Here is a 25,786-nt window from a genome sequence, read left to right as displayed (position 1 = left end):
CCATGGCCCCGATACTGCGTTGCTGTTCCTTACCATAGCCCCGCTATGGCTCGTCGCAGCGTCTTGTCTCGCAGCCACGCTCATCCGAACTTGCCTCAACCAACTCACCGCACAGGCCACTAGGCGACGTCGGCGAAAACATTGAAGCAGTTTTCGCCGTGATCAGCTGCCCTCACGCCTCGCCCGCGGCCTTGCGTTCGTACTGATAGCTCCAGCGGGTGTAGAGCAGCGCCGCGACGAACAATGTCAGGCTCAGTCCGGCCTCCAGCAGGCCGTAGATCATCCGCGCCGGGTCGATCGCCGCGAGCACGCCCTGAATGAAGTACAGGTTGACGATAAAGCAGAGCCAGGCGTGCGCCCTCGGGCTGCCAGCGATCATCCCTGGTGCAACCAGCAATAGTGGAATGAGCTGGATGCTGACGACAACCCAGGTTCTGGCTCCGTGCAAGTCGGCAAAGGCCAGGTTCCAGACGACCAGTAGCACTGCGAGGCCGATGAAGCTGGCAAGGCTTATCGCTCGGCTGGATTTGACCCGCGGGGTCAGCCACTCCAGTGATGGCAGCGGTTTACGCTTCTTAGCCAAGGGACATCTCCAGCCGCTGTGCCGTGTGTGCCAGGCGCTGTCCGAGGGCGCGACAGAGGGCGATTTCATGTTCGTCGAGCAAACGCTTGCCGTCCGCACCGGCATGGTGACTAGGGCCGTAAGGCGTGCCACCACCGCGGGTTTCCAGCAGCCCGTTCTCGCTGTAAGGCAGGCCGAGCACCAGCATTCCGTGGTGCAGCAGCGGCAGCAGCATCGACAGCAGCGTGCTTTCCTGTCCGCCGTGCAAGCTGGAGGTTGAGGTGAACACGCCGGCTGGCTTGCCGACCAACTCGCCGGTCAGCCACAGGCCGCTGGTGCCGTCGAGGAAGTATTTCAGGGGGGCCGCCATATTGCCGAAGCGAGTGGGGCTACCTAGCGCAAGGCCGGCGCAATTCTTCAGGTCTTCGAGGGTCGCATACAGTGCACCGGCGTCGGGAATGGTGGGCGCGACCGCTTCGCACTCGGTGGACACGGCAGGTACGGTGCGCAGACGCGCTTCCAACCCGGCCATTTCCACGCCGCGAGCAATTTGTCTGGCCATTTCGGCTGTAGCGCCGTGGCGGCTGTAGTACAGCACCAGAATGTAGGGCGTGCTCACGGCAAGATCTCCAGCACTTTTTCCGGCGGGCGGCCGATGATCGCCTTATTGCCCGCGACCAGGATCGGGCGTTCGATCAGGCGAGGGTGCTCGATCATGGCGTCGATCAGTTCTGCTTCGCTGAGTTTAGGATTGGCCAGGTCGAGGCTTTTGTACTCTTCTTCGCCTGTACGCAGCAGTTGCCGGGCGGTGAGCCCCAGCTTGTCCAGCAGAGCACAGAGTTGGGCTGCGGTGGGGGGCGTTTCCAGGTAGCGCACGATTTCGGGCGTCAGACCGCGGGCTTCAAGCAGCTCCAGGGCACCGCGCGATTTGGAGCAGCGAGGGTTGTGATACAGCGTGAGTTCGGTCATTTGTGGTTGCGTCTCGCCGGATGAGGTGGCCATTCTAACCCCCAACGTGGCGCTCGCCGAAATGTGCAGCGCGTGTGATCCGGGCGGGCTGTCGGTCTGTCCGGGTCTTTTGACGATGAGCACTGTCGAGCCAACGGCTCCAGGCAGCTGTAACAAGGAGAAGGGATGCATCAGCGCATCGACAATGCCCTCGAGTTCGGTCGCTTCCTGGTTCGGCGCTTTTTGTCCGATCAAGGTCCGCATAGCGCGGCGGCCTTGACCTACACCACCCTGTTCGCCGTGGTGCCGATGATGACCGTCACGTTCGCCATGCTGTCGGCGATTCCCGCTTTCAAAGGTGTTGGCGAGCAGATCCAGTTCTACATATTCAACAATTTCATCCCGTCCACCGGCGCGACCATCCAGGAATATCTGCTCGCGTTCACCAGCCAGGCGCGGCAACTCACCTGGTTCGGGGTCGGGTTTCTCATGGCTACCGCGTTGATGATGCTGCTGACCATCGAGAAGGCCTTCAATACCATTTGGCGCGTACGACAGCCACGACGGGGGGTGTCCAGTTTTCTGCTGTATTGGGCGATTCTCAGCCTCGGGCCGCTGCTGCTCGGCGCAGGGTTTGCCACCAGTACCTACATCGCCTCGCTTTCGCTGATCTCGGGGCCGTACGCGCTCATTGGCGTCGGCACGCTGATCAAGGTCATGCCATTGCTGCTCAGCGTGGCGGCCTTCACTCTGATCTACGCCGCGGTGCCCAATACCCGTGTCCCGTTACGGCATGCGTTGGTGGGCGGTGTATTCACCGCAGTGTTGTTCGAGGCGGCCAAGCAACTGTTCGGCCTGTACGTCAGCTATTTCCCGAGCTATCAGCTGATCTACGGCGCTTTCGCGGCTGTCCCGCTGTTTCTGTTATGGGTCTATCTGTCCTGGATGATCGTGCTGTTCGGCGCCGAGCTGGTCTGCGGCCTGTCGTCGTCGCAGCAATGGCGCCGTCGGCCGCTGCCACGCCTGCTGGTCATGCTGATGCTGCTGCGCAACCTGCACCAGCGTCAGCAGGAGGGGCGGGAGCTGCGCCTGCGTGATCTGCACAGGGCCGGCCTGCGCCTTCCCGAGGATGAGTGGGACGACATACTCGGCTTCTTCGAACAGGAACAGCTGGTCTGTCGGACGGGTTCCGGGGGCTGGGTGCTTTGTCGAGATCTGAATCACTACAGTCTGGATAAACTATTGCGCTGCAACCCGTGGCCACTGTCAGCGCGCGTAACGTTGCCCGAGCAGCTGAACGAACCCTGGTATCCGACTTTGCGCCAGTCACTGGAGCTACTGCAGCAGGAACAGGCCAGCCTGTTCAGTGGCAGCCTGGCCGACTGGTTGCAATCGGGCGGTGACAAAAATCGTCAGTAAGGGAGTGTTTACGTGGAGGCGCTGCGCTCGGTGGCAGGTTGTTCGAGCGATCAGATGCGTACGTACAGGCCATGACGGCGTTTTCGAGGTGATGGCACGCTTCTGGCTATGGCTCGGAGTAGTTGAGGGGAAGACGTAATGGACGGCAAGCGCAGCACCATTCTGTATTTGCACCAGAGGGCGCCAGACGCGGCGCTCGAGGCATTGAACCGCCTTACCGGTCTTCGCTTTAGGCAATGGCCGGAATCGCTGGTCGTCAGGGATGATGCTCCAACCGACGCGCCGCACGCCGCTTTGGCAAGCAAGCAGTTGGAGCCGAAAAAGGTCAGCGGCTGAATCAGGCCTGGACGGCTTTCATTTCGGCGGCTACGGGCTCGACCGGGTGAGCGAACAGCTCTTCGACGGTGATTGCAGCTACCGTGGCGGCAGGACGCAGGTGAATCTGCAGCTCCTCGATCTTGTGTCGGACCGGTAGCCGCGCGACGCCGGACAGCAGAATCTTGCCTGCGCCATCGGTGCGTCCGTGATCAATGATCGCTTCTCGCTGCTGCTGTCCATCGCGATATTTGGCGACGAGAGACACCATGAGCCCTGCGTGTCCCTGCAGCTGCAACCAGCTGGCGACATTGAATTCAGCTACGCGCCCGTCATAGGTAGTGAGGGCGATGGCGGCTTGCTCGACGATGCGTGAGGGTACGGTGCCGATCAGTTTGTCGTGGAGTTGGGACATGGCTTCGCTACTGGCATACGGTGGTGGGTGCGGAATTATAGGCAGTGCAGGTCCGACAAAACTGTGCACTTGAGCGCCGCCGCGCGTGATCGGACTCGCATAACGGCGAAAAGCGCGACGGTTACTTGGCGCCGCCACGGTCTGCGTCAGGATCGGGTCGTCCCAGGCGTGCCTTGACTGCAACGCAGCGGTATCCTCGGCCGTATACGTTAAGGAATGAGCACCATGACCAAACCGATCGCCTCGTTGCTGCTCCTGCTGAGCTGCCTGTTCCTGTCTGCCTGCGAAAAGGATTGGGGGATCGACCAGCACGGGCGTGAAGTGACTGCGGCACAGCTGCAGGGGCAGTGGCTGCTGATCAATTACTGGGCCGAATGGTGCGGTCCCTGCCGCACCGAGATTCCGGAGCTGAACGCCTTGGCCGAAACCGAGCAGGGACTGGCAGTGTTGGGTGTGAATTTCGACGAGTTGCGCGGCGAAGAGCTCGCTCAGGCCGCCAAGGCGCTGGGTATCGACTTCCGTGTGCTCAGTGATGATCCCGCCGAGCGTCTGCAATTGCCGCGTAGCGAGGTGCTGCCGGTGACCTATCTGGTTGACGACCAGGGGAAGGTGCGCGAGCGCCTGGTTGGCGAACAGACTGCCGAGGGCATCCTTGTGCATCTGGCGCGGCTGAAGGGCGAGTAGCCCGCCTGGTGACTCAGGGTTTGACGTACCAGAAATCCTGCCAGAAGCCGATCACCTTGACCGGATAGCGATTCTGCCCGAGGCTGCCGTTGTAGCGCGCGAGCGCCCGGTTGATGTCGCCATTTTCCTTGTTCAGGTAATAGCTGAGGATGGTGCAGCCATAGCGAAGATTGGTGGCGTTGTCGGTGAGGTTGTCTTGTGGTCGACCCAGTTCCGCTTTCCAGAATGGCATCACCTGCATCATGCCCTGCGCGCCAACGCTGGAGATTGCAAATCGGTCGAATAGGCTTTCGGCATGGATCAGCGCCAGCACCAGTTCCGGCTTCAGGCCCGCCTTGCTCGCCTCGCGATGCACCAGTCGGAGCAGCGACAGCCGCTCTTCGGCATCGGGGATGTAGCGCTTGAGTCGGCCGGACATGTCGACCAGCCAGACCTCTGCATCGAAGCGATCCTGAAAGCTGTCCGCCTCAGCGACTGTCCTCTGCATGAGGTCGCGGAGTTCGGGTTCGGGCGCTTGACGGATATTGGCTGCTGCCGGCAGGGCGCTCACCAGCAGCAATGCGAGAAGAAGAGCAGGCGTCTTCATCGGTTTCAGTTTCCGTTGCTGCCTTCGATCAGACTTTGCAGAAAGTGCTGTTGCAGCTCGGGGTCGTTGCGCGTCAGCTCTATCAGGCTCTGCTCCAGTTCGCTGGCTTCTTCTTCCAGACCAAGTTCGGACAGGCGCCGGACGCGATGCACCCATTGCGCGACGTCGTCGCCTTCCAGGTCATCGAAGATCAGGTCGTGAGCTTCTTGCAGCTTGCCGCGCAGCTTGTGGCTTACAAGCAGCGTGGCCTCTGCCCGGGTGCCATCCTGTTCATCCTCAACCGACAGCTGCAACTTGCCGATCTGCGTGACGTCCTGATCAGCGAACGGCCCGTCGAGAAGATTCAGGCGCAAGACGCCGTGACGATCGGTCGACAGCTCGTGAGTGTGCGGACCGGCGCTGACGAGCACCGGACGCTCCGCCCAAGGCAGGCTGGTGTACTCGAGCCGCGCATCCCGGCGTTGCTCGTCGAGGCTGGCCAGGTTCTGCTGCGAGCGGCCATTGGACTCGGCGTTCATGAACGGGTTGATGCCGGCGAAGCCGTAGCTGATCCAGTCGCGAGTCGCGCTCTCTGGCATGTTGCCTAGCATCACCACGTTGAGCACGTTTGCGCCTACGCCGGCGACCACTGCGACGACGCCCAGCGGAATCTCGTACAGCTCTCGCCAGGGCTGGTAAGGCGTATAGCGATCGTAACGGCGGGTTACTTCGAAATCGGTGACTTCGAATGTCATCTGCTCTTGCACTCGGATACGCCGCTGCGGCAGTTCGAGCACCTGGGGTTCACCGAGTTCGATGCGCAGGCTGTGGTCGAGCAGTTTGCGCTCGACACGCGCCTCGTGCTCGCTGCGCTGCGGCAAGTGATTGGCGCAGCCGCCAAGGAGCAACGCCGCGCAAAGCGCGGCGCTGGTTGAAACGACAAAACGTCGGTTGAGCATGATTTCCGATCAGCGATGAGCACGCAAGTTGATGAAGGACAGGATGTCAGCAGTCGCGACTGGCTGAGGCTGCGCGTCGCGGCGGTGCTTGTACTCCAGGGTGCCGTCGGCCAGCCCGCGATCACTGATGACAATGCGGTGCGGGATGCCGATCAGCTCCATGTCGGCGAATTTGACGCCGGGGCTGGTCTTTTTGTCACGGTCATCGAGCAGCACTTCGTAACCTGCTGCCGTGAGTTCGGCGTAGAGTCGGTCGGTAGCCTCGCGAACCGCTTCATTTTCGTACTTCATCGGTACCAGGGCGATCTGGAAAGGCGCGAGCGCGTCTGGCCAGAGAATGCCGCGGTCGTCGTAGTTCTGCTCGATCGCCGCGGCAACCACGCGGGATACGCCGATGCCGTAGCAGCCCATGATCAGAGTGGCCGGTTTGCCGTTCTCACCCATCACCCGGCAATTCATAGCCTCGCTGTACTTGGTGCCCAGCTGGAAGATATGGCCGACCTCGATACCGCGTTTGATTACCAGATTCCCCTGTCCGTCCGGGCTCGGATCACCGGCAACCACATTACGCAGATCGGCGATCTGCGGTAGCGGCAGGTCCCGCTCCCAGTTCAGGCCGAAGTAGTGCTTGTCGTCGACGTTGGCGCCGGCACCAAAATCGCTCATCAGCGCGACAGAACGGTCGATCACACAGGGAATCGTCAGGTTCAGTGGGCCCAGCGAGCCGGGACCCGCGCCAATGGCAGTACGGATTTCCGCTTCCGAGGCGAATACCAGCGGGCTGGCAACCTGCTTCAGGTTGGCGGCCTTGATCTCGTTGAGTTCGTGGTCGCCGCGTACGATGAGGGCGATCAGTTGGCCTTCTTCGACGCCATGAACGACCAGCGTTTTTACCGTTCTCTCGATGGCGAGGCCGAACTGCTCGACGAGTTCGATGATCGTCTTGGCATTCGGTGTGTCTACCAGGCGCATTTCTTCGCTTGGTGCCGCACGATCGGTTTCGCGCGGAATGGCTTCGGCCTTCTCGATGTTGGCGGCGTAGTCGGAGGTGTCGCTGAACGCGATGTCGTCTTCGCCAGACTCGGCCAGTACGTGGAACTCGTGCGAGCCGGTTCCGCCGATGGAGCCGGTGTCGGCTTGCACCGGACGGAAGTCGAGCCCGAGGCGAGTGAAAACATTGCAGTACGCCTCGTGCATGCGGTCGTAGGTTTCCTGCAGCGATTCCTGGGACAGGTGGAAGGAGTAGGCGTCCTTCATCAGGAACTCGCGGCCGCGCATGAGGCCGAAGCGCGGACGGATTTCGTCGCGGAACTTGGTCTGGATCTGATAGAAGTTGATCGGCAGCTGCTTGTAGCTGTGAAGCTCGTTGCGTGCCAGGTCGGTGATGACCTCTTCGTGGGTCGGGCCGACACAGAATTCGCGATCGTGGCGGTCCTTCAGACGCAGCAGCTCCGGGCCGTACTGCTCCCAGCGGCCGGACTCCTGCCAGAGCTCGGCTGGCTGAATGGCCGGCATCAGTACTTCCAGGGCGCCTGCCTTGTTCATTTCCTCGCGAACGATGGCCTCGGCCTTTCGCAGCGCACGCAGCCCCATCGGCATCCAGGTGTAGAGACCGGACGCCAGCTTGCGAATCATCCCGGCACGCAGCATCAGTTGGTGACTGATGACCACTGCATCGGATGGGGTTTCTTTGAGGGTCGAGAGCAGGAACTGACTGGTGCGCATGTGGCCGTTGTGTCCTTGCAGAAGAGGCTGGAATTTGGCTCGGCATTGTACGGCGCGCGCATTGCGGCGTACAGGACGGGGCGCCGCGCTGGATGTGCGGCGAAACGAAAGAGCCCGGCTTTCGCCGGGCTCCGTTTGCATCGAATGGTCCGAGCGCCTGGGTTACAGGATGCTCAGCGGGTATTCGATGAATGCACGGATCTCGTTCAGGTCCGGGCTGTAGTAGTCACGCATGTCGCTGTTGGAACGGTAGATCGAGTTGCGTAGCTTCAGCGACAGATCTTTTGCCGGGCCGCTCTGTACGACGTACTGGACCTGGTTGAAGAACTCGCGTTCCTTACCTTCGCCAGTGCCGGTGTCTACGTTGTCGCCGTAGACATAAGCGATTTCCAGAACAGGCCGGGAACGCCGTAACCGCCGAAGTCCAGCTCATAGCTCGCCTGCCAGGAACGCTCGTCCTTGGAGTTGAAGTCGGAGTAGTAGGAGTTAGCTACCCAAATGGAGCTGCCGCCGTCGCCGATGTCGTAGTCGTAACCGCGGTCACCACTAACGCGCTGGTGAGCGAGGATAAACGCATGCGCACCGACAGAATACTTGGCTGCAAGGCTCCAAATGGTGTTGTCGTGTGACTCGCGTGCGCCAAGCTCATCAACCGAACCGTCGTTGTTGAAAGTGGTGTCCGCAGCTTGGACATAGTCCTTGTCATAATCGGAACGGTAGATATTGAAGTCAAAGCTCAGCGACTGGTCGTCACTAAAGGGCATAACGTAATTGACGTTAGCGTACTTCTTCTTGGCAACATCTTCGTTGTCTGCGTAGTAAAGCGACGCGCTCAGGTTCTCGTTGAATGCATAGGTACCGCCTACGACATCAATGCTCTTCAGGCCTACGTCATCGCGGCTGGAAGATGGCATGGAGCTATCTGCGGTGAAGCGACCGGCATTCAGCTCGAGGCCTTCGATCTCATTGCTGGTGATCAAGGTGCCAGTAAACGACTCTGGCAGCAGGCGCGAGTCGTCATAGGCGAGCACCGGCATCATCGGCATCTGGTTGCCGTACTTGATCACGGTGTTGGAGAACTGGGCTTTGATAGCTGCGCCGGCCTGGGAAAGGTCGCGTTCCGGCTCGTTGTTGGAGTCACGCTCGAACATGGCGGTATAACTATAGCCCTGGCCGCCATCAAGGCGAACGCCCAGCAGGCCATAGGCGTCGACGCCTACTCCGATGGTGCCTTGGGTGAAACCGGACTCGAAGGTAGTGATAAAGCCCTGGCCCCAGCTCCGTACGTCGTCGGCACCATCCTTGTAATCACGGTTGTAGTAAGTGTTGCGCAGCAACAGATCTAGGCTCGCATCTTCGACGAATCCCTTGGACTCCGACTGCTGGCTGGCCAACGCCATCTGGGAGGTGCCCGCCGATACGGCCAGGGCGATTATGCTCCACTTCATCACTTTCATTGTGATTGCTCCTTTGGTTTAAAAATGGTGCTTACCTTGCCGCGCATGGGCGGAAAGGGTGCAACTTCTTAGTCCCGCATCAGGCTTAAGCCAATTTTGGCTGCTCTCGCGAAAAGCCATCCAGAGAATGTACTGTTTAGCTCTAGTGCAGCGCTAGAGCATGCTGTGTGACGCTGATTGCGGTGTTTTGAAGCCGCCCCTAGCGTTCGCATAGTTCGTCTAGCAAGAATCGTACTCAGAATTCATGATCGAGCTAATCGGGCGTTGCGGAGAAATATTGGGGCCGCATTGCACTGAAAGGCGGCGCGTTTTCTCAGGTCAGGCACCAATCTTGTGCGCGCTTGCCAGGTTGTCGTCTGGGATGTCTGAGGTATCCTTTTTACCTGTTTCCTACGGCGCATTCGCGCGGGGTTTGCTTCGCAAGGGGAGTCTTATGTTTGTACTTGATTCACGTCTGGAGCAGGACACGTTGCTGCTTGGTGACTTCCCGCTCTGCCGGTTGCTGTTGATGAACGACGCCCAGTATCCCTGGTTCATTCTGGTGCCGCGTCGCGATGAGATTAGTGAGTTGTTTCAGCTGGATGCGGCTGATCAGCTGGCGCTGTGGAAGGAGGCCACTGCGCTGGCCGAGACCGTCAAGGACACCTTCGGCGCCGACAAGATGAATGTCGCCACGCTTGGTAATGTCGTCGGGCAGCTGCATATGCATGTCATTGCGCGGCGACGCGATGATGCTGCCTGGCCAGCGCCGGTGTGGGGCAGGCATCCGGCGAAGCCTTACAGTGACGAGCAGGTGGCAGCCATCAGGGACAAGCTAAAGTTGGTGCTGACCGATCACTTTCGTTTTGGAGTATGACTATGGACCTTGAATCGAGAGTGATGGATCTGGAAACGCGTCTGGCGTTTCAGGACGATACGATCCAGACGCTGAACGATGTGCTCGTCGAGCAACAGAGGATCATGGAGCGTCTGCAGCTTCAGCTGCGCGCACTGGCAAAACGTCAGGAGGAAATGCAGGTTCCAATGGACGCTGGTGAGGACGAGGCGCCTCCACCGCATTATTGAATTGTGAAACGGGGCGGCGTGGTGACTTCGCCCCGTGGCAGCTTGCTCGGTCGTCCTACTCGATCGGGACGACGTCTTCGGCCTGCAGTCCCTTGTCCCGCATCATGATGGTGAACTCCACGCGCTGGCCCTCGACCAGGATGCGGTGCCCTTCGCCGCGGATGGCGCGAAAGTGGACGAATACGTCATCTCCGCTGTCCCGGGAAATGAATCCGAACCCCTTGGATGTGTTGAACCATTTCACGGTGCCTGCCTCGCGCCCTACTGCCGATGGCGCGCGGGTGTTTGTGCGAGCCGGTTTTGCCTGCTTGCTCAGGCCGCGTGGCGTGGCGAGGTGCAGCAGCACGGCCACAAGGGCGAGCAGCAGGCTGGCGAGTGTTGCGGGCTGGCCGGCGATCTGTGGCAAAGCTACAAGTACGATGACGGCCTGCAGTGCGATAGACAGGAGTAGCAGCGCTGACGCAGCGATTATGACTGGCCGAGTGCGGCTGTCGATCAACTGGGCAGATGGGGCGAATTGAACGTTCAGCAGGCCAAGCATCAGCAGGCACAAGGCGTCGGGTTGCAGCAGTAGTGGCATTGCGCCGCGCAGGCTTGGAACAAAGGACAGCAGCAGGGCAATGACACCCGCCAGGACATGGACGATCTTTAACATTCTTGTATGGCTCACGGTTGATAACACGACAGAGAAGCCGCAGGCCTGGAGTTCGTGGAAAACGTTCGTCGGTCAGGGCTGAACACTGGTCGAGAAACCGCGCGGGTCCGGGCTGCAGCGCGGCGTATTTAACAGGAAAGGAGGAGGGGGCTCAAATGAGCGTGTTCGCCGTCGTGGCTTCGGGTGCGGAGAATGCTCGAAGACGGGCTGTTTCGTAGCAGATGCGTTGCGATCTGGGCAGAGCGCATGTGGCGCTCCGCCCAGTAGCGAAACTTAGGCCGAAAGCAGGCTGCGCAGCATCCATGCAGTTTTTTCGTGGCTCTGCATGCGTTGAGTCAGGAGGTCGGCGGTCGGCTCGTCGTTGACCTTGTCCAGTAGTGGGAAGATGCCGCGGGCGGTTCGTACAACGGCTTCCTGGCCTTCGACCAACAGCTTGATCATCTCTTCGGCGGAGGGGACGCCTTCCTCTTCCTTGATCGAGCTCAGGCGGGCGTATGCCGCGTAGGTGCCCGGCGCCGGGAATCCCAGCGTGCGGATGCGTTCGGCAATGTCGTCCACGGCGATGGCGAGTTCGGTGTACTGGGTTTCGAACATGGTGTGCAGCGTGTTGAACATCGGCCCCGTGACGTTCCAGTGGAAGTTATGGGTCTTCAGATACAGGGTGTAGGTGTCGGCGAGCAGGCGCGACAGGCCTTCGGCGATGGCTGCCCGGTCCTGTTCGGCGATGCCAATGTTGATTTCCATGTTTTTCTCCTGGTGGATGGTTCAGCCGTTAGTTATGCCAGAAAAATGCGTAGTGTTGTGAAGCGATACGTTTCTGGTCGAATGCTCACCGTTGGAAGGCTCTGATCGATTCAGGGTTCCATCAACGGCTCGATTTAGAGTTGGCGAGGGCAACGGCTGCGCCGCGGTGATTATGTCGATATAATCCCGCGCTTGTGCCTGGCGGTCCCAGTGCGTGCTGCGGCGCCCGGCGTCAATGCGGTATCGCGTACGGTACATGCCGCTTGCGCAGAGCAGTCACGGTCTTGTCAGTCTGTCGCGGCTCTGGCGCCCCATCGAATTCAAGATACGAGAAGCGAACTTCACCATGATGCGCAGCCACTATTGCGGCCAATTGAACGAAAGCCTGGACGGCCAGGAAATCACTCTTTGCGGCTGGGTACATCGCCGTCGTGATCACGGCGGGGTGATCTTCCTCGATGTGCGTGATCGTGAGGGCCTGGCTCAGGTGGTCTTCGATCCGGATCGCGCCGAAACCTTTGCGACCGCCGACAAGGTGCGTAGCGAGTATGTAGTGAAGATCACCGGCAAGGTCCGCCTGCGCCCAGCTGGTGCGGTGAACCCGAATATGGCTTCCGGTGCCATCGAGGTGCTGGGCTACGAGCTGGAGGTGTTGAACGACGCCGAAACCCCGCCGTTCCCTCTCAACGAATACAGCGATGTGGGCGAGGAGACGCGACTGCGCTATCGCTTCATCGACCTTCGTCGCCCAGAAATGGCCGAGAAGCTCAAGCTGCGCTCGCGTATCACCGCGAGCATTCGTCGGTACCTGGATGACAACGGCTTCCTCGATGTGGAAACCCCGATCCTGGGGCGTCCGACACCTGAAGGCGCGCGTGACTATTTGGTGCCGAGCCGCACCCATGCCGGTAATTTCTTTGCCCTGCCGCAGTCGCCGCAGCTGTTCAAACAGCTGCTGATGGTTGCCGGTTTCGACCGCTACTATCAGATCGCCAAGTGCTTCCGCGACGAAGACCTGCGCGCTGATCGCCAGCCCGAGTTCACCCAGATCGACATCGAGACCAGCTTCCTCGATGAAGCAGACATCATCGGTATCACCGAAGGCATGATCCGCAAGTTGTTCAAGGAAGTGCTGGATCTGGAGTTTGGCGAATTCCCGCACATGCCGTTCGAAGAGGCCATGCGCCGGTACGGTTCGGATAAGCCCGACCTGCGCATCCCGCTGGAACTGGTGGATGTTGCCGATCAGCTCAACGCCGTCGAGTTCAAGGTGTTCTCCGGTCCGGCCAATGACCCGAAAGGCCGCGTTGCCGCGCTGCGCGTCCCGGGTGCGGCGAGCATGCCGCGCAGCCAGATCGACGATTACACCAAGTTCGTTGGCATCTATGGGGCCAAGGGCCTGGCCTATATCAAGGTCAATGAACGCGCCAAGGGCGTTGAAGGCCTGCAGTCACCGATCGTCAAGTTCATCCCGGAAGACAACCTCAATGTGATTCTCGATCGCGTCGGCGCGGTCGATGGCGACATCGTGTTCTTCGGTGCAGACAAGGCGAAGATCGTTTCCGAGGCCCTGGGTGCGCTGCGCATCAAGATCGGTCACGACCTCAAGCTGTTGACCTGCGACTGGGCGCCGCTATGGGTGGTCGACTTCCCGATGTTCGAACAGAACGATGACGGCTCGCTGAGCGCGCTGCACCACCCGTTCACCGCGCCGAAGTGCTCGCCTCAGGAGCTCGAGGCCAATCCGGCTGCGGCGCTGTCGCGTGCCTACGACATGGTGCTCAACGGTACCGAGCTGGGTGGCGGTTCGATCCGTATCCATCGCAAGGAAATGCAGCAGACTGTGTTCCGCATTCTCGGCATTGATGAGGCCGAGCAGGAAGAGAAGTTCGGCTTCCTCCTCGATGCGTTGAAATTCGGCGCTCCGCCACATGGTGGTCTGGCCTTCGGTCTGGATCGCCTGGTGATGCTGATGACCGGTGCGCAGTCGATTCGTGAAGTGATTGCCTTCCCGAAAACCCAGAGTGCGGCGGACGTCATGACCCAGGCGCCGGGTGCGGTGGACAGCAAGGCGCTACGCGACCTGCATATCCGTCTGCGCGAGCAACCGAAGGCGGAGTAAGCGCTACCCGAAGCCTGGTTCTGCCAGGCTTCTTCGTCTTGCAGCTCTGAGTGCGAGACATTACGGCGATAGCCGGCCGCTGTCTTTATCGAGTGGTGACAGACGGATCCGGTTATCGAGATTTTCTGATTCAGTCGAAGAATGGAGTGAGTTATGGCTGGTCATTCCAAATGGGCCAATATCAAGCACCGCAAAGAGCGTCAGGACGCCAAGCGGGGCAAGATCTTCACCAAGCTGATCCGTGAGCTGACCGTGGCGGCCAAGCACGGCGGCGGCGTGCCGGCGGACAATCCGCGTCTGCGATTGGCCGTGGACAAGGCGCTGACAGCCAACATGTCGCGTGACGTCATCGATCGCGCCATCGCCCGGGGCGCAGGCTCCAGCGAAGCGGACAACATGACCGAGCTGAGCTATGAGGGTTACGCGCCAAGCGGGGTGGCGATCATCATCGAGGCCATGACCGACAACCGCAACCGTACCGCGGCCGAAGTGCGTCACGCCTTCAGCAAGAACGGTGGCAACCTCGGTACTGACGGCTCGGTCGCCTACATGTTTGATCGTAAAGGCCAGATCAGCTATGCGCCCGGCGTCGATGAAGACGCGCTGATGGAAGCGGCGCTGGAGGCGGGCGCCGACGATGTCGTCAGTCAGGAGGATGGGTCGGTCGAGGTCTATACCAGCTTCGCCGAGTTCCTCTCGGTCAACGAAGCGCTGACAGAAGCCGGATTCCGCGGTGACGAAGCAGAAGTGGCGATGATTCCCTCCATCATGACGCCCATCACCGACGTCGAGACGGCGCAGAAGGTTCTGCGTCTCATCGATGCGCTGGAAGATCTGGATGACGTGCAGAACGTCTACCACAACGCGGAAATCTCCGACGAGATCATGCAGCAGCTGGGCTGAATCTCGTGGTGTCCGCAGCCGGGAGCCGCATTGCTGGGCTCCCGGCTTTTTTATAGGCGCGCATCGCAGGCTACGTAGTGACTAGCTGGGCGCATATTGTTGTCGGTGGCGGAGACGGCAGCGCCTCCGTATACTCGCCACTGGATAAATAGACAGCACGGCACGGCATGACGCTGATTTTGGGTATCGATCCCGGCTCTCGAATCACCGGCTACGGCGTCGTACGGGACACCGGCCGCGGTTGTGAATACGTCGCCTCTGGTTGCATTCGTACCGGCACCGGCGAGCTGCCTGATCGCTTGCGTGCCGTTTTCAGTGGTGTGAGCGAGGTCATTCGGACCTATGCCCCGGTAACGATGGGCATCGAGCAAGTATTCATGGCGCGTAATGCCGATTCCGCGCTCAAGCTCGGCCAGGCTCGGGGGGCAGCCATCGTTGCTGGCGCGGAGGCAGGTCTGCAGATCGCAGAGTACACCGCGACGCAGGTCAAACAGGCCATCGCCGGAACGGGCGGGGCCGATAAGCAGCAGGTGCAGATGATGGTCATGCACCTGCTCAAGCTTCTGGAAAAACCCCAGATCGATGCTTCGGACGCGCTGGCCATTGCGTTATGTCATGCGCATCACCGGCAGAGCCTCATTCCGCACGGCCTGGCCGGCGCCAAGCGACGAGGCGGGCGGTTGCGTCTTTAGTCGGCGCAAACTCTCTTGGTTGAACGAATAATCGGGTGGTCGTCAGCGGATGCTATGGCCATGGAGGAAACAGCTTGATCGGACGTTTGCGTGGCACGCTGGTGGAAAAGCAACCGCCACATCTGATTCTCGATGTCAACGGTATCGGCTATGAGGTCGAAGTGCCGATGACGACGCTGTATCGCCTGCCGGCGGTCGGCGAGCCGGTGACGCTGCATACGCACCTCGTCGTGCGTGAAGACGCACAACTTCTTTATGGCTTCGCCGAGAAGCGCGAGCGCGAGCTGTTCCGTGAGCTGATCCGTTTGAACGGTGTGGGACCGAAGCTGGCGTTGGCGTTGATGTCCGGACTGGAAGTCGATGAGCTGGTGCGTTGTGTGCAGGCGCAGGATACGTCGGTCCTGGTGCGCATCCCAGGCGTTGGCAAGAAGACCGCCGAGCGGCTTCTGGTGGAGTTGAAGGACCGCTTCAAGGCGTGGGAGAGCATGCCCGCCATCGCGACCTTCGTGGTTGAACCCGGGAGCAAAATGGCAGTCACAAGCGCCGAGAATGATGCGGTCAGCGCGTTGATCTCCCTGGGCTTCAAGCCACAGGAAGCCAGCCGTGCAGTGTCCGCCATACAGGAAGATGATTTGAGCAGTGAAGAAATGATCCGTCGCGCCCTCAAGGGCATGGTGTAAGCCATGATCGAAGCGGATCGTATCGTCACGGCAGGCAGTCTCGATCGCGACGAGCAACTGGATCGTGCCATTCGGCCACTCAAGCTGGCCGAGTACATTGGTCAGCCGGTCGTGCGCGAGCAGATGGATCTGTTCATCCGCGCCGCCAAGGGCCGTCAGGAAGCGCTCGATCACACGCTCATCTTCGGTCCGCCGGGGCTGGGCAAGACTACCTTGGCGAACATCATCGCCGAAGAGATGGGCGTGTCGATCAAGAGCACGTCAGGCCCGGTGCTTGAGCGACCGGGTGACCTGGCCGCATTGCTGACCAATCTGGAGGCGGGCGACGTTCTGTTCGTCGACGAGATCCATCGCCTTTCGCCCATTGTCGAGGAGGTTTTGTACCCGGCGATGGAAGATTTCCAGCTGGATATCATGATCGGCGAGGGGCCTGCGGCTCGCTCGATCAAGCTGGATCTGCCGCCGTTCACCCTTGTGGGCGCCACCACGCGGGCCGGTATGCTGACCAATCCATTGCGAGACCGATTCGGTATCGTCCAGCGTCTGGAGTTCTATTCCACCGAGGACCTGGCGACCATCGTCAGCCGTTCCGCCGGTATCCTCGGTCTGCCGACCGAGCCGGAGGGTGCATTCGAGATTGCCCGTCGAGCGCGAGGGACGCCGCGTATCGCTAACCGCTTGCTACGTCGTGTGCGAGATTTCGCAGAAGTGCGGGGTCGTGGCGAGATCACCCGGCAGATTGCCGACCTTGCCTTGAACATGCTCGACGTCGATGAGCGAGGCTTCGATCATCAGGATCGCCGGCTGCTACTGACGCTGATCGAGAAGTTCGACGGCGGACCGGTGGGGATCGACAGCCTGGCCGCTGCGATCAGTGAAGAGCGGCATACCATCGAGGATGTGCTCGAGCCGTACCTCATCCAGCAGGGCTACATCATGCGCACGCCGCGCGGTCGGGTCGTGACGCGTCACGCCTATCTCCATTTCGGTCTCAACCTGCCCAAGCGCATGAGCGATGCTCCAACGCCGGATCTGTTCGATGGCGACATAGTTTGAAGAAAATATTGTTCTGTTACCCGATTGGCATTTACAGGGCCGAGCACTAGTATGCGCGCGCAAGCCGGAGCTGAAATCTTTACCCACCGCTGTCGAGTCTATTACGAGGACACCGACGCGGGCGGCATTGTCTACTACGTCAATTACCTCAAATTCATGGAGCGAGCTCGTACCGAGCGGTTGCGCAGCCTGGGATTCGCCCAGTCGCAGCTGGCCGGTGAGGACTTGCTGTTCGTCGTGCATTCGGTCGAAGCCCGCTACCGAGCACCGGCTCGCCTGGACGATGAATTGCTGGTGACGGCCGAGGTGGTTGAGGTGAATCGCGCCAGTCTGCGGTTTCGACAGCAGGTCCGGCGTGCACTAGATGATGTTCTGCTTTGTGAGGGGCAGGTGCTGGTTGCCTGCGTGCGTGCCGAAAGTTTGAAACCCCGAGCCATTCCCGAAGCGTTGCGTGTCGCCTTCGCTGGCTCGGGTCTATCCCCTGCAGGAGAGTAAGCGTGGAAGCCAACGTCGATCACATGTCCATGTGGAGCCTGATCAGCAACGCCAGCTTCGTGGTGCAGCTGGTCATGCTGATTCTGGTGGCCGCTTCGGTCGCATCATGGATTCTGATTTTTCAGCGCGGCAGTATGCTGCGTGCCGCGAAGCGAGCACTCGATACCTTCGAAGAGCGCTTCTGGTCCGGTATCGACCTGTCCAAGCTGTATCGCCAGGCAGGCAGCAACCCGGATCCGGATTCTGGCGTCGAGCAGATCTTTCGCGCCGGCTTCAAGGAATTTTCCCGTCTGCGTCAGCAGCAGGGTGTCGATCCCGATGCAGTAATGGATGGGGTCAATCGCGCCATGCGCGTGGCGATTTCCCGTGAAGAGGAAAAGCTCGAGCAGAGCTTGCCATTCCTGGCCACCGTTGGTTCCACCAGCCCTTACATCGGCCTGTTCGGTACTGTCTGGGGGATCATGAACTCCTTTCGCGGCCTGGCTCAGGTTCAGCAGGCAACTCTAGCGACTGTGGCGCCAGGCATCGCCGAAGCGCTGATTGCTACGGCGATCGGTTTGTTCGCCGCGATTCCTGCGGTGATCGCCTACAACCGTTTCGCCGCGCGGGGCGAGATGCTCATCGGTCGTTACTACACCTTTGCCGATGAGTTCCAGGCCATTCTCCACCGCAAAGTTCACACCACCGAAGACTGAGGCCCACGGCCATGGCCAGAATCCGCAACAGACGCAAGCCCGTCGCCGAGATGAACGTGGTGCCTTACATCGATGTGATGCTGGTGCTGCTGGTTATCTTCATGGTCACGGCGCCGATGCTCAATCAGGGCGTCAAGGTCGATCTGCCCAAGGTCAGCAGCGAAGCCTTGCCGCAGGATAACGACAAGCAGGTGCTGACCATTTCCATCAAGGCTGACAAAACCTATTACTGGAACGTCGGTAGCGAGGTCGATACCGACAGCAAGGGCAACGAGGCCGTCGCATTGGCAGACATGACGCAGGCTGTCGTTGCCATTATGCGCCAGCGTCCGGATACCCAGGTGTTCATCCGTGGCGATCGCGCGGTTGATTATGGTTCGGTGATGGAGGCCATGGGCGGTCTGCAGGAAGCCGGCGTGGGTAATGTCGGTCTGATCACCGAGGCGCCTTGATGCAGCAGCGTGAGTCATCGCCTTCGCAGAGCTACTTCTGGCCGACCGTGCTGGCGGTCGCTCTGCACGTCATTATTTTCGGCATGCTGTTCGTCAGCTTTTCGATGACGCCCGAGCTGCCGCCGTCCAAGCCGATCGTGCAGGCCACCTTGTATCAGTTGAAGTCGCAGAGCCAGGCGACGACTCAGACCAATCAGAAGATTGCCGGCGAAGCGAAGAAGACTGCTGCCAAGCAGTTCGAAAGCGAGCAGATGGAACAGCGCAAGGTCGAGCAGGAGAAACAGGCCGCTGCCGCCCGTGCTGCGGAACAAAAGAAGGCGGAAGAGGTTCGAAAGGCCGATGCGGCGAGAGCTGCAGCCGATAAAGCGGCCGCGGCGAAAAAGGCCGAGGAAGCCAAGAAGGTCGAACAGCAGAAGCAGGCTGACATCGCCAAGAAAAAGACTGCTGAAGAACTGGCCAAGAAGAAGGCAGCCGAGGAGGCCAAGAAGAAGGCCGCCGAAGAAGCCAAGCGCAAGGCGGCGGAAGAAGCGAAGAAGAAGGCTGCGGCGGAAGCCGCGAAGAAGAAAGCTGCTGAAGATGCCAAGAAGAAGGCTGCGGCGGAAGCCGCGCGCAAAGCGGCAGAAGACAAGAAGGCGCAGGCGCTTGCCGAGCTGCTCTCTGACACTACCGAGCGCCAGCAGGCACTGGCTGATACCCATGGTGATCAGGTTGCCGGCAACTTCGATGATCTGATCCGGCTGCGTGCAGCAGAAGGCTGGACTCGACCGCCGTCGGCGCGCAATAACATGACCGTGCAGCTCCAGGTAAACATGCTTCCGGATGGCACCATCACCAACGTCAGCGTCTCCAGATCGAGTGGAGATGTGCCATTCGACAATTCTGCGGTTGCCGCAGTAAAGAACATCGGTCGGCTGACCGAAATGCAGGGCTTGAGCCCGCAGGACTTCCAGCCTTACCGGTCCTTCAAAATGACATTTACGCCTGAGGATCTTGCGTTGTGATCAACTCCCTTCGAGGTCTACTTGTCCTGCTCTGCTGCCTGGCGGGAATGGCGGTGGCGCAGGAAAAAAACATCGTCGTCACCAGTGGTGCCGACCGTGCGATCCCGATCGCGGTCGTTCCATTCGGTTGGCAGGGCGGCACCGTACTGCCTGAGGACATGGCGGAAATCGTCGGCAACGACCTGCGCAATTCCGGTATTTTCCAGCCCATTCCGCGGCAGAACATGATCAGCATGCCGACCCGCGGCAGCGAGATCATCTATCGCGACTGGAAGGCTCTGGGCGCCCAGTACGTGATGGTCGGCAATATCGAGCCGGCCGGTGGCCGCCTTCAGGTCCGCTACGAAGTGTTCAACGTAACGACCGAACAGCAGGTGATGACTGGAACCGTTGGTGGTTCCCCGGATCAGTTGCGCGACATGGCGCACCATGCGGCGGATAAGTCCTTCGAGAAACTCACCGGCATCAAGGGCGCGTTTTCCACGCGTCTGCTGTATGTGACGGTTGAGCGGCTGGGTGGCGCCAACACGCGCTACACGCTGCAGCGTTCGGATTATGACGGCGCTCGGGCGGTGACTCTGCTGCAATCGCGCGAGCCCATCCTCTCCCCGCGTTATTCACCGGACGGACGCCGTATTGCCTATGTGTCCTTCGAGCAGAAGCGTCCACGTATTTTCATTCAGCACATCGACACGGGTCGCCGCGAACAGGTCACCAACTTCGAAGGTTTGAACGGTGCGCCGGCATTCTCGCCAGATGGCAATCGCCTGGCGTTCGTACTGTCGAAAGATGGCAATCCGGAAATCTATGTGATGGACCTCGGCTCGCGGCAGTTGCAGCGCCTGACCAATCACTACGCGATCGATACCGAACCCTTCTGGGGTGCTGATGGTCAGACCATTTATTACACCTCTGACCGTGCTGGCAAGCCTCAGGTCTACAAGCAGCGGTTGGGCAGCAATTCGGCTGAGCGTGTGACGTTCGTTGGCAACTACAACGCCAACCCGAAGCTGTCGGCCGACGAGAAGACGCTGGTCATGATCCATCGCCAGGACGGTTACACAAACTTCAAGGTTGCTGCGCAGGATCTGCAGCGTGGCAATTTGCGAATACTCTCGGATACCAGTCTGGATGAATCGCCCACTGTTGCGCCTAATGGCACCATGCTAATCTACGCCACCCGCCAGCAGGGCCGGGGAGTCTTGATGCTCGTGTCCATCAATGGACGCGTTAGGCTCCCGCTTCCTACAGCTCAAGGCGAAGTCCGAGAGCCGTCCTGGTCCCCTTACCTGAACTGATGCGGTATCAACGCTTTTAACCAAAACACACCTGGGGTTGTTACAAATGGAAATGCTGAAATTCGGTAAGTTCACCGCTCTGGCTCTGGCCATGGCTGTTGCTGTCGGTTGTTCCTCCAAAGGCGGCGACGATTCGGGCGAAGGTTCGGGCGCGATCGATCCGAATGCTGGTTACGGTGCTGATTCCGGTTCCGTCGATAGCAGCATGAGCGAAGAAGCCGCTCTGCGCGCCATCACTACCTTCTACTTCGAGTACGACAGCTCCGACCTGAAGCCGGAAGCCATGCGCGCTCTGGACGTTCACGCCAAGGACCTGAAAGGCAACGGCGCTCGCGTCGTTCTGGAAGGCCACACCGACGAGCGTGGTACCCGTGAGTACAACATGGCTCTGGGCGAGCGTCGCTCCAAGGCCGTACAGCGTTACCTGGTACTGCAGGGCGTTTCCCCGGCTCAGCTGGAGCTGGTTTCCTACGGCGAAGAGCGTCCGGTTGCCATGGGTAACGACGAGCAGTCCTGGGCCCAGAACCGTCGCGTCGAACTGCGCAAGTAATTCGTCATGCGTAAGTACCGTCATGCTCTGACTCTTACAGTGCTCGCGCTGCCGCTGATGGCGGTGGCTCAAGTGCCGGTGGTGGATTACGAAGAAGGTGCCGCTAGTGGCAACTCGGGTTACTCCACCGCTGCGCCGAGCGGTGACGGTGCCTATGCCGGAGGTGGAGCCACCGCTCCATCTTCGGCACAGGGCATGCTCTTCATGCAGCTACAGCAGATGCAGGAAGAGATCGCGCAACTGCGCGGCATGCTTGAGGAACAACAGAATCAGATCCAGCGCCTGCAACAAGAGGGGCTGGAACGCTATCAGGACCTGGATCGCCGTCTGTCCAGTGGATCCGCGGCAGGCAATCAGCCTGCTCCGTCCAGTAATACGGCGGCGTCAGCTGGAAATTCGGCACCCGCCGCTGCCAGCCAGGGCCAGTCGCAAAGCGCATCGGGCGATCCTGCAAAGGAGAAGCTCTATTACGACGCTGCTTTCGACCTGATCAAGGCGAAGGATTTCGACAAGGCCAGCCAGGCTTTCGCTGCATTCCTGCGCAAGTACCCTGACAGTCAGTACGCTGGCAACGCCCAGTACTGGCTTGGCGAGGTCAACCTGGCAAAGGGCGACCTGCAAGGGGCCGGTCAGGCGTTCGCTCGAGTGAGCCAGGCGTATCCGCAGCACAACAAGGTGCCGGATTCCCTCTACAAGCTGGCAGATGTTGAGATCCGTCTGGGTAATCGGGACAAGGCGCAGGGCATTCTGCGTGAGGTCATTGCCCAGTATCCGAATACATCGGCTGCACAATTGGCTCAGCGTCAGCTCAATCGCTGAGGCACACTGGCGAGACGAACGAAACCCGCCCATCGCGCGGGTTTTTTCGTTAGAATCGCCGCCCCTATTTCCCGCAACGGAGGCGGATGGCCTGTTTAGCCGTCACGCCCGTGGCTGATATGACCCTGCGAATTACCGAGATTTTCTACTCGCTGCAGGGGGAGACGCGGACCAGTGGATTGCCTACTGTGTTCGTCCGCCTGACCGGCTGTCCCCTGCGCTGTCAATATTGCGATACCGCCTACGCATTCAGCGGCGGAGAGTTGATGACGCTCGACGCGATCGTCGAGCGGGTTGCCTCCTACAATCCCCGTTACGTCTGCGTGACCGGGGGAGAGCCGCTGGCGCAGCCCAACTGCGTGCCTTTGCTGCAGCGATTGTGCGATGCGGGATATGAGGTTTCACTGGAGACCAGTGGTGCACTCGATATCTCCGTGGTGGATGAGCGTGTCAGTCGTGTAGTGGACCTGAAAACACCGGGTTCCGCCGAGGTCGCGCGTAACCGCTACGAGAACATCGCCTGCATAACGCGCAACGATCAGGTCAAGTTCGTCATCTGCTCCCGCGAGGATTATGACTGGGCTGTCAGCAAGCTGATCGAGTACGGGCTGGACCGACGTGCCGGAGAGGTGTTGTTCTCGCCGAGTCACGGTCAGGTCGATGTTCGTGCCCTTGCGGACTGGATCGTTGCCGACAATCTGCCGGTGCGCTTGCAGCTTCAGTTGCACAAGATTATCTGGAACGACGCGCCCGGCCACTGAGTCGCTGGCATTAGCGGCTCGTCCCCGGCTGGTCGTGCTCATCCGTTTTGAAGGTATCGCGAAATGAACGAGAAGAAAGCAGTCATCCTGCTGTCCGGCGGTCTTGATTCGGCTACGGTGGTCGCCATGGCCCGTGCTCAGGGCTACGCCTGCTACACCATGAGCTTTGACTACGGCCAGCGTCATCGCGCCGAACTGCAGGCGGCCGAACGTGTTGCTCAACAACTGGGAGTGGTCGAACACAAGGTGATCGGCCTGGACCTCAACGGCATCGGCGGCTCGGCATTGACCGACGACAGCATCGATGTGCCCGAGGTGCCTGGTGAGGGTATTCCGGTCACATACGTCCCGGCGCGCAATACGGTGTTTCTCTCGTTGGCCCTTGGCTGGGCTGAGGTGCTGGGTGCCCGTGACATCTTTATCGGCGTCAATGCGGTCGACTACTCGGGCTACCCGGATTGTCGGCCGGAGTTCGTTGCGGCATTCGAGCGAATGGCCAATCTGGCCACCAAGGCAGGCGTAGAAGGGCTGGGGTTTCGCATCCAGGCACCACTGCAGGAGATGAGCAAGGTGCGGATCGTGCAGGAGGGGACTCGTCTGGGCGTGGACTATGCGGCGACGGTTTCCTGCTATCAGGCCGACACGGATGGGCGTGCCTGTGGCAAGTGCGACAGCTGTCGATTGCGCGCCGCCGGTTTTGCCGAAGCGGGGCTGGCTGACCCCACTCGCTATTTCTGAGCGGCCTGCGCCAGTACTGGAGGGGTGCCGTCAAATGAAGGCGATCGCGAACTTTTTCAAAAAAAAGTTTGTTTTCATCAATCAAATCAGTATCATGCGCCCCGCATTGGGTCGTTAGCTCAGTTGGTAGAGCAGTTGGCTTTTAACCAATTGGTCGTAGGTTCGAATCCTACACGACCCACCATATCGCTCTCGAGGGAGCACAAAAAGCCGGAGACCTGTCAGGGTTATCCGGCTTTTTTAATGGCCGCGTTTTTGCGTTGCTGCAGGCTGCTACGTTCGGTCATAAGAAGCGTTTTTCTCTACGACCTTAGTAGGTGGCTCAAGCGTTTTTAACGTAATAGACTGCGGCCCCTTCCGATTACCGTTGGTTCGAGGCTCAAATGTATTCTGATCGTATCCGCTTGTCCTCTCTGCAGAACAAGGTCATGAGTGCCCACGAGGCAGCTGCCCTTATTCGCGACGGCATGACCGTTGGCATGAGCGGCTTCACCCGTGCGGGCGAAGCCAAGGCCGTGCCCCTCGCGCTGATCGACCGTGCCAAGGACGAGAAGCTGCAGATCAGCCTGGTCACTGGCGCCAGCCTGGGTAACGATCTCGATGGCAAGATGGCTTCCGCGGGTCTACTGGCCCGTCGCATGCCGTTCCAGGCCGATCCGGTACTGCGCAAGGCGATTAACGCCGGTGAGGTCATGTTCATCGACCAGCACCTGTCGCATACCGTCGAGCAGATGCGCAATCATCAGATCAAGCGTCCCGACGTCACCATCGTCGAAGCGTTGTGCATCACTGAGCAGGGCCACATCGTACCGACCACTTCAGTAGGCAACTCGGCCAACCTGGCCATGTTCGCCGACCAGGTGATCATCGAGCTGAACCTGGCACACAACCTGAACCTGGAAGGTCTGCACGACATCTACTTCCCGGGTGAGCGCCCGAACCGCGGTCCGATCCCGCTGACCAAGGTCGATGATCGTCTTGGCGCGACTTCGATCCCGGTCGATCCGGCCAAGATTGCCGCCATCGTCATCACCAATCAGCCGGATTCCTACTCCACGGTCACTCCGCCGGACGAAGAAACCCAGGCCATCGCCAACCATCTGGTCGAGTTCTTCAAGAGCGAAGTCGAAGCCGGCCGTATGGCGAAGAACCTCGGCCCGATGCAGGTAGGTATCGGCAACATCGCCAACGCAGTGATGTGCGGTCTGATCGATTCGCCGTTCGAAGACCTGGTGATGTACTCCGAAGTACTGCAGGACTGCACCTTCGAGCTGATCGATGCGGGCAAGATGACCTTTGCTTCCGGTTGCTCCATCACCCTGTCCGAGCGTTGCAATGATCGCGTGTTCGGCAACCTGGAGAAGTACAAGGACAAGCTGATCCTGCGTCCTCAGGAAATCTCCAACCATCCTGAGCTTGTGCGCCGTCTTGGCATCATCGGTATCAACACCGCGCTCGAGTTCGACATCTATGGCAACGTCAACTCCACTCACGTGGGCGGCACCAAGATGATGAACGGCATTGGCGGTTCGGGCGATTTCGCGCGTAACGCTCACATGGCCATCTTCGTGACCAAGTCGATCGCCAAGGGTGGCAACATCTCCAGCGTCGTGCCGATGGTTGCTCACGTTGACCACACCGAGCATGACGTCGAGATTCTGGTTACCGAGCAAGGCCTGGCTGACCTGCGTGGCCTCGCTCCGCGCGAGCGCGCCCGCGCCATCATCGACAACTGCGTGCACCCTTCCTACCGCGATGCGCTGAACCAGTACTTCGACGACGCCTGCAAGAAGGGCGGCCAGACGCCGCACCTGCTGGGCGAAGCGATGCAGTGGCACATCAACCTGGAGGAACGTGGACACATGCTCAAGGGCGAGTGATCCAGAAGAAAAGAACCGCCGGCTGATGCCGGCGGTTTTCGTTTGACAGGGCGCAATGCCCGGCTTTTCACGCTTTTTTACCGTGCTTTCCCTTTTATAGAGGCTTCGGCTAGTATTCCTGCCCCGTTGAA

At 59.9% G+C, this 25,786-nt stretch carries 29 protein-coding genes, 1 tRNA gene and 1 pseudogene; 21 read left to right on the top strand and 10 right to left on the bottom strand.

Annotated features, from left to right (window positions below):
• Nucleotides 1–172: 172 nt before the first annotated feature.
• From LW136_RS15795 to arsC, 3 genes are read right to left on the bottom strand one after another with little or no spacing between them, the layout of a single operon-like run.
• Nucleotides 173–583 carry a DUF2069 domain-containing protein gene (locus LW136_RS15795; protein ID WP_042926446.1) on the bottom strand — a complete coding sequence of 137 codons (411 nt, stop codon included), beginning with the start codon at nt 581–583 and terminating at the stop codon, nt 173–175.
• Nucleotides 576–1,181, bottom strand: a complete 606-nt coding sequence (gene wrbA, locus LW136_RS15790) for an NAD(P)H:quinone oxidoreductase (RefSeq protein WP_023446272.1) — start codon at nt 1,179–1,181, stop codon at nt 576–578. The genes LW136_RS15795 and wrbA overlap by 8 nt, the downstream gene beginning before the upstream one ends.
• Nucleotides 1,178–1,531: an arsenate reductase (glutaredoxin) gene (gene arsC / locus LW136_RS15785; protein WP_044314470.1), complete on the bottom strand. Its 354-nt coding sequence runs from the start codon at nt 1,529–1,531 to the stop codon at nt 1,178–1,180. The genes wrbA and arsC overlap by 4 nt, the downstream gene beginning before the upstream one ends.
• A 165-nt stretch (nt 1,532–1,696) precedes the next feature.
• Here arsC and LW136_RS15780 point away from each other — a divergent pair, with 165 nt between their 5' ends.
• Both LW136_RS15780 and LW136_RS15775 read left to right on the top strand, forming a co-directional pair.
• A complete protein-coding gene (locus LW136_RS15780; RefSeq protein WP_014821053.1) occupies nt 1,697–2,929 on the top strand; it encodes a virulence factor BrkB family protein in 1,233 nt (410 codons plus the stop codon).
• Between the two features lie 138 nt (nt 2,930–3,067).
• Nucleotides 3,068–3,265, top strand: coding sequence for a hypothetical protein (locus tag LW136_RS15775; protein WP_014821052.1), 198 nt, complete (start codon nt 3,068–3,070; stop codon nt 3,263–3,265).
• 1 nt (nt 3,266) lies between these two features.
• On the opposite strand, the gene LW136_RS15770 is transcribed toward LW136_RS15775, so the two are convergent.
• Complete coding sequence (locus LW136_RS15770) at nt 3,267–3,659, bottom strand: hypothetical protein (RefSeq protein ID WP_003299046.1); 393 nt, start codon at nt 3,657–3,659, stop codon at nt 3,267–3,269.
• A 225-nt stretch (nt 3,660–3,884) separates the two neighbouring features.
• Between LW136_RS15770 and LW136_RS15765 the strand changes: the two genes are divergently transcribed.
• Nucleotides 3,885–4,343: a TlpA family protein disulfide reductase gene (locus LW136_RS15765; RefSeq protein WP_023446271.1), complete on the top strand. Its 459-nt coding sequence runs from the start codon at nt 3,885–3,887 to the stop codon at nt 4,341–4,343.
• A gap of 13 nt (nt 4,344–4,356) precedes the next feature.
• On the opposite strand, the gene LW136_RS15760 is transcribed toward LW136_RS15765, so the two are convergent.
• The 4 genes and pseudogenes from LW136_RS15760 to LW136_RS15745 form a co-directional block, all read right to left on the bottom strand.
• The gene (locus tag LW136_RS15760; RefSeq protein WP_044314469.1) at nt 4,357–4,929 is read right to left on the bottom strand and encodes a lytic transglycosylase domain-containing protein; all 573 of its coding nucleotides are present in this window, start codon (nt 4,927–4,929) and stop codon (nt 4,357–4,359) included.
• Nucleotides 4,930–4,934: 5 nt separating this feature from the next.
• Nucleotides 4,935–5,867, bottom strand: coding sequence for a hypothetical protein (locus tag LW136_RS15755; RefSeq protein WP_003299042.1), 933 nt, complete (start codon nt 5,865–5,867; stop codon nt 4,935–4,937).
• A gap of 9 nt (nt 5,868–5,876) precedes the next feature.
• A complete protein-coding gene (locus LW136_RS15750; RefSeq protein ID WP_044314468.1) occupies nt 5,877–7,592 on the bottom strand; it encodes a proline--tRNA ligase in 1,716 nt (571 codons plus the stop codon).
• A gap of 162 nt (nt 7,593–7,754) precedes the next feature.
• Nucleotides 7,755–9,049 (bottom strand): annotated as a pseudogene (locus LW136_RS15745) (OprD family porin).
• A 433-nt stretch (nt 9,050–9,482) separates the two neighbouring features.
• Here LW136_RS15745 and LW136_RS15740 point away from each other — a divergent pair.
• Together LW136_RS15740 and LW136_RS15735 are read left to right on the top strand one after the other, a co-directional pair.
• Entirely contained in the window at nt 9,483–9,905 is a 423-nt protein-coding gene (locus tag LW136_RS15740; protein ID WP_044314467.1) for an HIT family protein, read from the top strand.
• Nucleotides 9,906–9,907: 2 nt separating this feature from the next.
• A complete protein-coding gene (locus LW136_RS15735) occupies nt 9,908–10,114 on the top strand; it encodes a SlyX family protein (RefSeq protein WP_014821044.1) in 207 nt (68 codons plus the stop codon).
• Between the two features lie 55 nt (nt 10,115–10,169).
• Here LW136_RS15735 and LW136_RS22800 read toward each other — a convergent pair whose 3' ends face one another.
• Entirely contained in the window at nt 10,170–10,769 is a 600-nt protein-coding gene (locus LW136_RS22800; protein WP_044314466.1) for a cold-shock protein, read from the bottom strand.
• A gap of 273 nt (nt 10,770–11,042) precedes the next feature.
• Nucleotides 11,043–11,513: a Dps family protein gene (locus LW136_RS15725; protein ID WP_003300673.1), complete on the bottom strand. Its 471-nt coding sequence runs from the start codon at nt 11,511–11,513 to the stop codon at nt 11,043–11,045.
• A 346-nt stretch (nt 11,514–11,859) separates the two neighbouring features.
• Between LW136_RS15725 and aspS the strand changes: the two genes are divergently transcribed.
• The 16 genes from aspS (at nt 11,860) to LW136_RS15645 (ending at nt 25,655) form a co-directional block, all read left to right on the top strand.
• Complete coding sequence (gene aspS, locus LW136_RS15720; protein ID WP_234173180.1) at nt 11,860–13,635, top strand: aspartate--tRNA ligase; 1,776 nt, start codon at nt 11,860–11,862, stop codon at nt 13,633–13,635.
• Nucleotides 13,636–13,788: 153 nt separating this feature from the next.
• On the top strand, nt 13,789–14,538 hold the full coding sequence (locus tag LW136_RS15715; RefSeq protein WP_234173179.1) for a YebC/PmpR family DNA-binding transcriptional regulator: 750 nt from the start codon (nt 13,789–13,791) through the stop codon (nt 14,536–14,538).
• A 167-nt stretch (nt 14,539–14,705) separates the two neighbouring features.
• Nucleotides 14,706–15,230 carry a crossover junction endodeoxyribonuclease RuvC gene (ruvC, locus tag LW136_RS15710; RefSeq protein WP_234173178.1) on the top strand — a complete coding sequence of 175 codons (525 nt, stop codon included), beginning with the start codon at nt 14,706–14,708 and terminating at the stop codon, nt 15,228–15,230.
• A gap of 74 nt (nt 15,231–15,304) precedes the next feature.
• Nucleotides 15,305–15,910 carry a Holliday junction branch migration protein RuvA gene (ruvA, locus tag LW136_RS15705; protein WP_014821038.1) on the top strand — a complete coding sequence of 202 codons (606 nt, stop codon included), beginning with the start codon at nt 15,305–15,307 and terminating at the stop codon, nt 15,908–15,910.
• Between the two features lie 3 nt (nt 15,911–15,913).
• A complete protein-coding gene (gene ruvB, locus LW136_RS15700) occupies nt 15,914–16,966 on the top strand; it encodes a Holliday junction branch migration DNA helicase RuvB (RefSeq protein WP_234173177.1) in 1,053 nt (350 codons plus the stop codon).
• Nucleotides 16,967–17,017: 51 nt separating this feature from the next.
• On the top strand, nt 17,018–17,461 hold the full coding sequence (gene ybgC / locus LW136_RS15695) for a tol-pal system-associated acyl-CoA thioesterase (RefSeq protein ID WP_023446262.1): 444 nt from the start codon (nt 17,018–17,020) through the stop codon (nt 17,459–17,461).
• Nucleotides 17,462–17,463: 2 nt separating this feature from the next.
• A complete protein-coding gene (gene tolQ / locus LW136_RS15690) occupies nt 17,464–18,156 on the top strand; it encodes a protein TolQ (RefSeq protein ID WP_014821036.1) in 693 nt (230 codons plus the stop codon).
• Between the two features lie 11 nt (nt 18,157–18,167).
• Nucleotides 18,168–18,608 carry a protein TolR gene (gene tolR / locus LW136_RS15685; RefSeq protein WP_003300685.1) on the top strand — a complete coding sequence of 147 codons (441 nt, stop codon included), beginning with the start codon at nt 18,168–18,170 and terminating at the stop codon, nt 18,606–18,608.
• The gene (gene tolA, locus LW136_RS15680; RefSeq protein ID WP_234173176.1) at nt 18,608–19,609 is read left to right on the top strand and encodes a cell envelope integrity protein TolA; all 1,002 of its coding nucleotides are present in this window, start codon (nt 18,608–18,610) and stop codon (nt 19,607–19,609) included. The genes tolR and tolA overlap by 1 nt, the downstream gene beginning before the upstream one ends.
• Nucleotides 19,606–20,907, top strand: a complete 1,302-nt coding sequence (tolB, locus tag LW136_RS15675; protein WP_256449916.1) for a Tol-Pal system beta propeller repeat protein TolB — start codon at nt 19,606–19,608, stop codon at nt 20,905–20,907. Before tolA ends, tolB begins: the two co-directional genes overlap by 4 nt.
• A gap of 46 nt (nt 20,908–20,953) precedes the next feature.
• Nucleotides 20,954–21,457: a peptidoglycan-associated lipoprotein Pal gene (pal, locus tag LW136_RS15670; protein WP_003280313.1), complete on the top strand. Its 504-nt coding sequence runs from the start codon at nt 20,954–20,956 to the stop codon at nt 21,455–21,457.
• A gap of 6 nt (nt 21,458–21,463) precedes the next feature.
• On the top strand, nt 21,464–22,276 hold the full coding sequence (ybgF, locus tag LW136_RS15665) for a tol-pal system protein YbgF (protein ID WP_234173175.1): 813 nt from the start codon (nt 21,464–21,466) through the stop codon (nt 22,274–22,276).
• A gap of 119 nt (nt 22,277–22,395) precedes the next feature.
• Entirely contained in the window at nt 22,396–23,037 is a 642-nt protein-coding gene (queE, locus tag LW136_RS15660; protein ID WP_023446256.1) for a 7-carboxy-7-deazaguanine synthase QueE, read from the top strand.
• A gap of 63 nt (nt 23,038–23,100) precedes the next feature.
• Nucleotides 23,101–23,775 (top strand): 7-cyano-7-deazaguanine synthase QueC, encoded by a 675-nt coding sequence (gene queC, locus LW136_RS15655; protein ID WP_234173174.1) that lies wholly within the window; start codon nt 23,101–23,103, stop codon nt 23,773–23,775.
• Between the two features lie 108 nt (nt 23,776–23,883).
• Nucleotides 23,884–23,959: transfer RNA gene (locus LW136_RS15650), tRNA-Lys, on the top strand.
• Nucleotides 23,960–24,158: 199 nt separating this feature from the next.
• Nucleotides 24,159–25,655, top strand: coding sequence for an acetyl-CoA hydrolase/transferase family protein (locus LW136_RS15645; RefSeq protein ID WP_041014611.1), 1,497 nt, complete (start codon nt 24,159–24,161; stop codon nt 25,653–25,655).
• Nucleotides 25,656–25,786: the final 131 nt, after the last annotated feature.

It is taken from the genome of Stutzerimonas kunmingensis (assembly GCF_021432085.1).
GTDB lineage: Bacteria > Pseudomonadota > Gammaproteobacteria > Pseudomonadales > Pseudomonadaceae > Stutzerimonas.
The sequence above is the reverse complement of the archived record's forward strand: the minus strand, read 5'-3'. Positions and strand labels throughout refer to the sequence as shown.

Excerpts from the sequence above, each read along its gene's own strand:
- queC (WP_234173174.1), top strand. The coding sequence starts at position 23,101 with ATGAACGAGAAGAAAGCAGTCATCCTGCTGTCCGGCGGTCTTGATTCG.
- queE (WP_023446256.1), top strand. The coding sequence starts at position 22,396 with ATGACCCTGCGAATTACCGAGATTTTCTACTCGCTGCAGGGGGAGACG.
- LW136_RS15765 (WP_023446271.1), top strand. The coding sequence starts at position 3,885 with ATGACCAAACCGATCGCCTCGTTGCTGCTCCTGCTGAGCTGCCTGTTC.
- LW136_RS15775 (WP_014821052.1), top strand. The coding sequence starts at position 3,068 with ATGGACGGCAAGCGCAGCACCATTCTGTATTTGCACCAGAGGGCGCCA.
- tolR (WP_003300685.1), top strand. The coding sequence starts at position 18,168 with ATGGCCAGAATCCGCAACAGACGCAAGCCCGTCGCCGAGATGAACGTG.
- LW136_RS15645 (WP_041014611.1), top strand. The coding sequence starts at position 24,159 with ATGTATTCTGATCGTATCCGCTTGTCCTCTCTGCAGAACAAGGTCATG.
- LW136_RS15725 (WP_003300673.1), bottom strand. The coding sequence starts at position 11,513 with ATGGAAATCAACATTGGCATCGCCGAACAGGACCGGGCAGCCATCGCC.
- arsC (WP_044314470.1), bottom strand. The coding sequence starts at position 1,531 with ATGACCGAACTCACGCTGTATCACAACCCTCGCTGCTCCAAATCGCGC.
- LW136_RS15735 (WP_014821044.1), top strand. The coding sequence starts at position 9,908 with ATGGACCTTGAATCGAGAGTGATGGATCTGGAAACGCGTCTGGCGTTT.
- LW136_RS15770 (WP_003299046.1), bottom strand. The coding sequence starts at position 3,659 with ATGTCCCAACTCCACGACAAACTGATCGGCACCGTACCCTCACGCATC.
- tolA (WP_234173176.1), top strand. The coding sequence starts at position 18,608 with ATGCAGCAGCGTGAGTCATCGCCTTCGCAGAGCTACTTCTGGCCGACC.
- ybgC (WP_023446262.1), top strand. The coding sequence starts at position 17,018 with ATGCGCGCGCAAGCCGGAGCTGAAATCTTTACCCACCGCTGTCGAGTC.
- LW136_RS15740 (WP_044314467.1), top strand. The coding sequence starts at position 9,483 with ATGTTTGTACTTGATTCACGTCTGGAGCAGGACACGTTGCTGCTTGGT.
- LW136_RS15755 (WP_003299042.1), bottom strand. The coding sequence starts at position 5,867 with ATGCTCAACCGACGTTTTGTCGTTTCAACCAGCGCCGCGCTTTGCGCG.
- ruvB (WP_234173177.1), top strand. The coding sequence starts at position 15,914 with ATGATCGAAGCGGATCGTATCGTCACGGCAGGCAGTCTCGATCGCGAC.
- ruvC (WP_234173178.1), top strand. The coding sequence starts at position 14,706 with ATGACGCTGATTTTGGGTATCGATCCCGGCTCTCGAATCACCGGCTAC.
- LW136_RS15760 (WP_044314469.1), bottom strand. The coding sequence starts at position 4,929 with ATGAAGACGCCTGCTCTTCTTCTCGCATTGCTGCTGGTGAGCGCCCTG.
- LW136_RS15780 (WP_014821053.1), top strand. The coding sequence starts at position 1,697 with ATGCATCAGCGCATCGACAATGCCCTCGAGTTCGGTCGCTTCCTGGTT.
- LW136_RS15715 (WP_234173179.1), top strand. The coding sequence starts at position 13,789 with ATGGCTGGTCATTCCAAATGGGCCAATATCAAGCACCGCAAAGAGCGT.
- LW136_RS15750 (WP_044314468.1), bottom strand. The coding sequence starts at position 7,592 with ATGCGCACCAGTCAGTTCCTGCTCTCGACCCTCAAAGAAACCCCATCC.
- ybgF (WP_234173175.1), top strand. The coding sequence starts at position 21,464 with ATGCGTAAGTACCGTCATGCTCTGACTCTTACAGTGCTCGCGCTGCCG.
- LW136_RS22800 (WP_044314466.1), bottom strand. The coding sequence starts at position 10,769 with ATGTTAAAGATCGTCCATGTCCTGGCGGGTGTCATTGCCCTGCTGCTG.
- aspS (WP_234173180.1), top strand. The coding sequence starts at position 11,860 with ATGATGCGCAGCCACTATTGCGGCCAATTGAACGAAAGCCTGGACGGC.
- pal (WP_003280313.1), top strand. The coding sequence starts at position 20,954 with ATGGAAATGCTGAAATTCGGTAAGTTCACCGCTCTGGCTCTGGCCATG.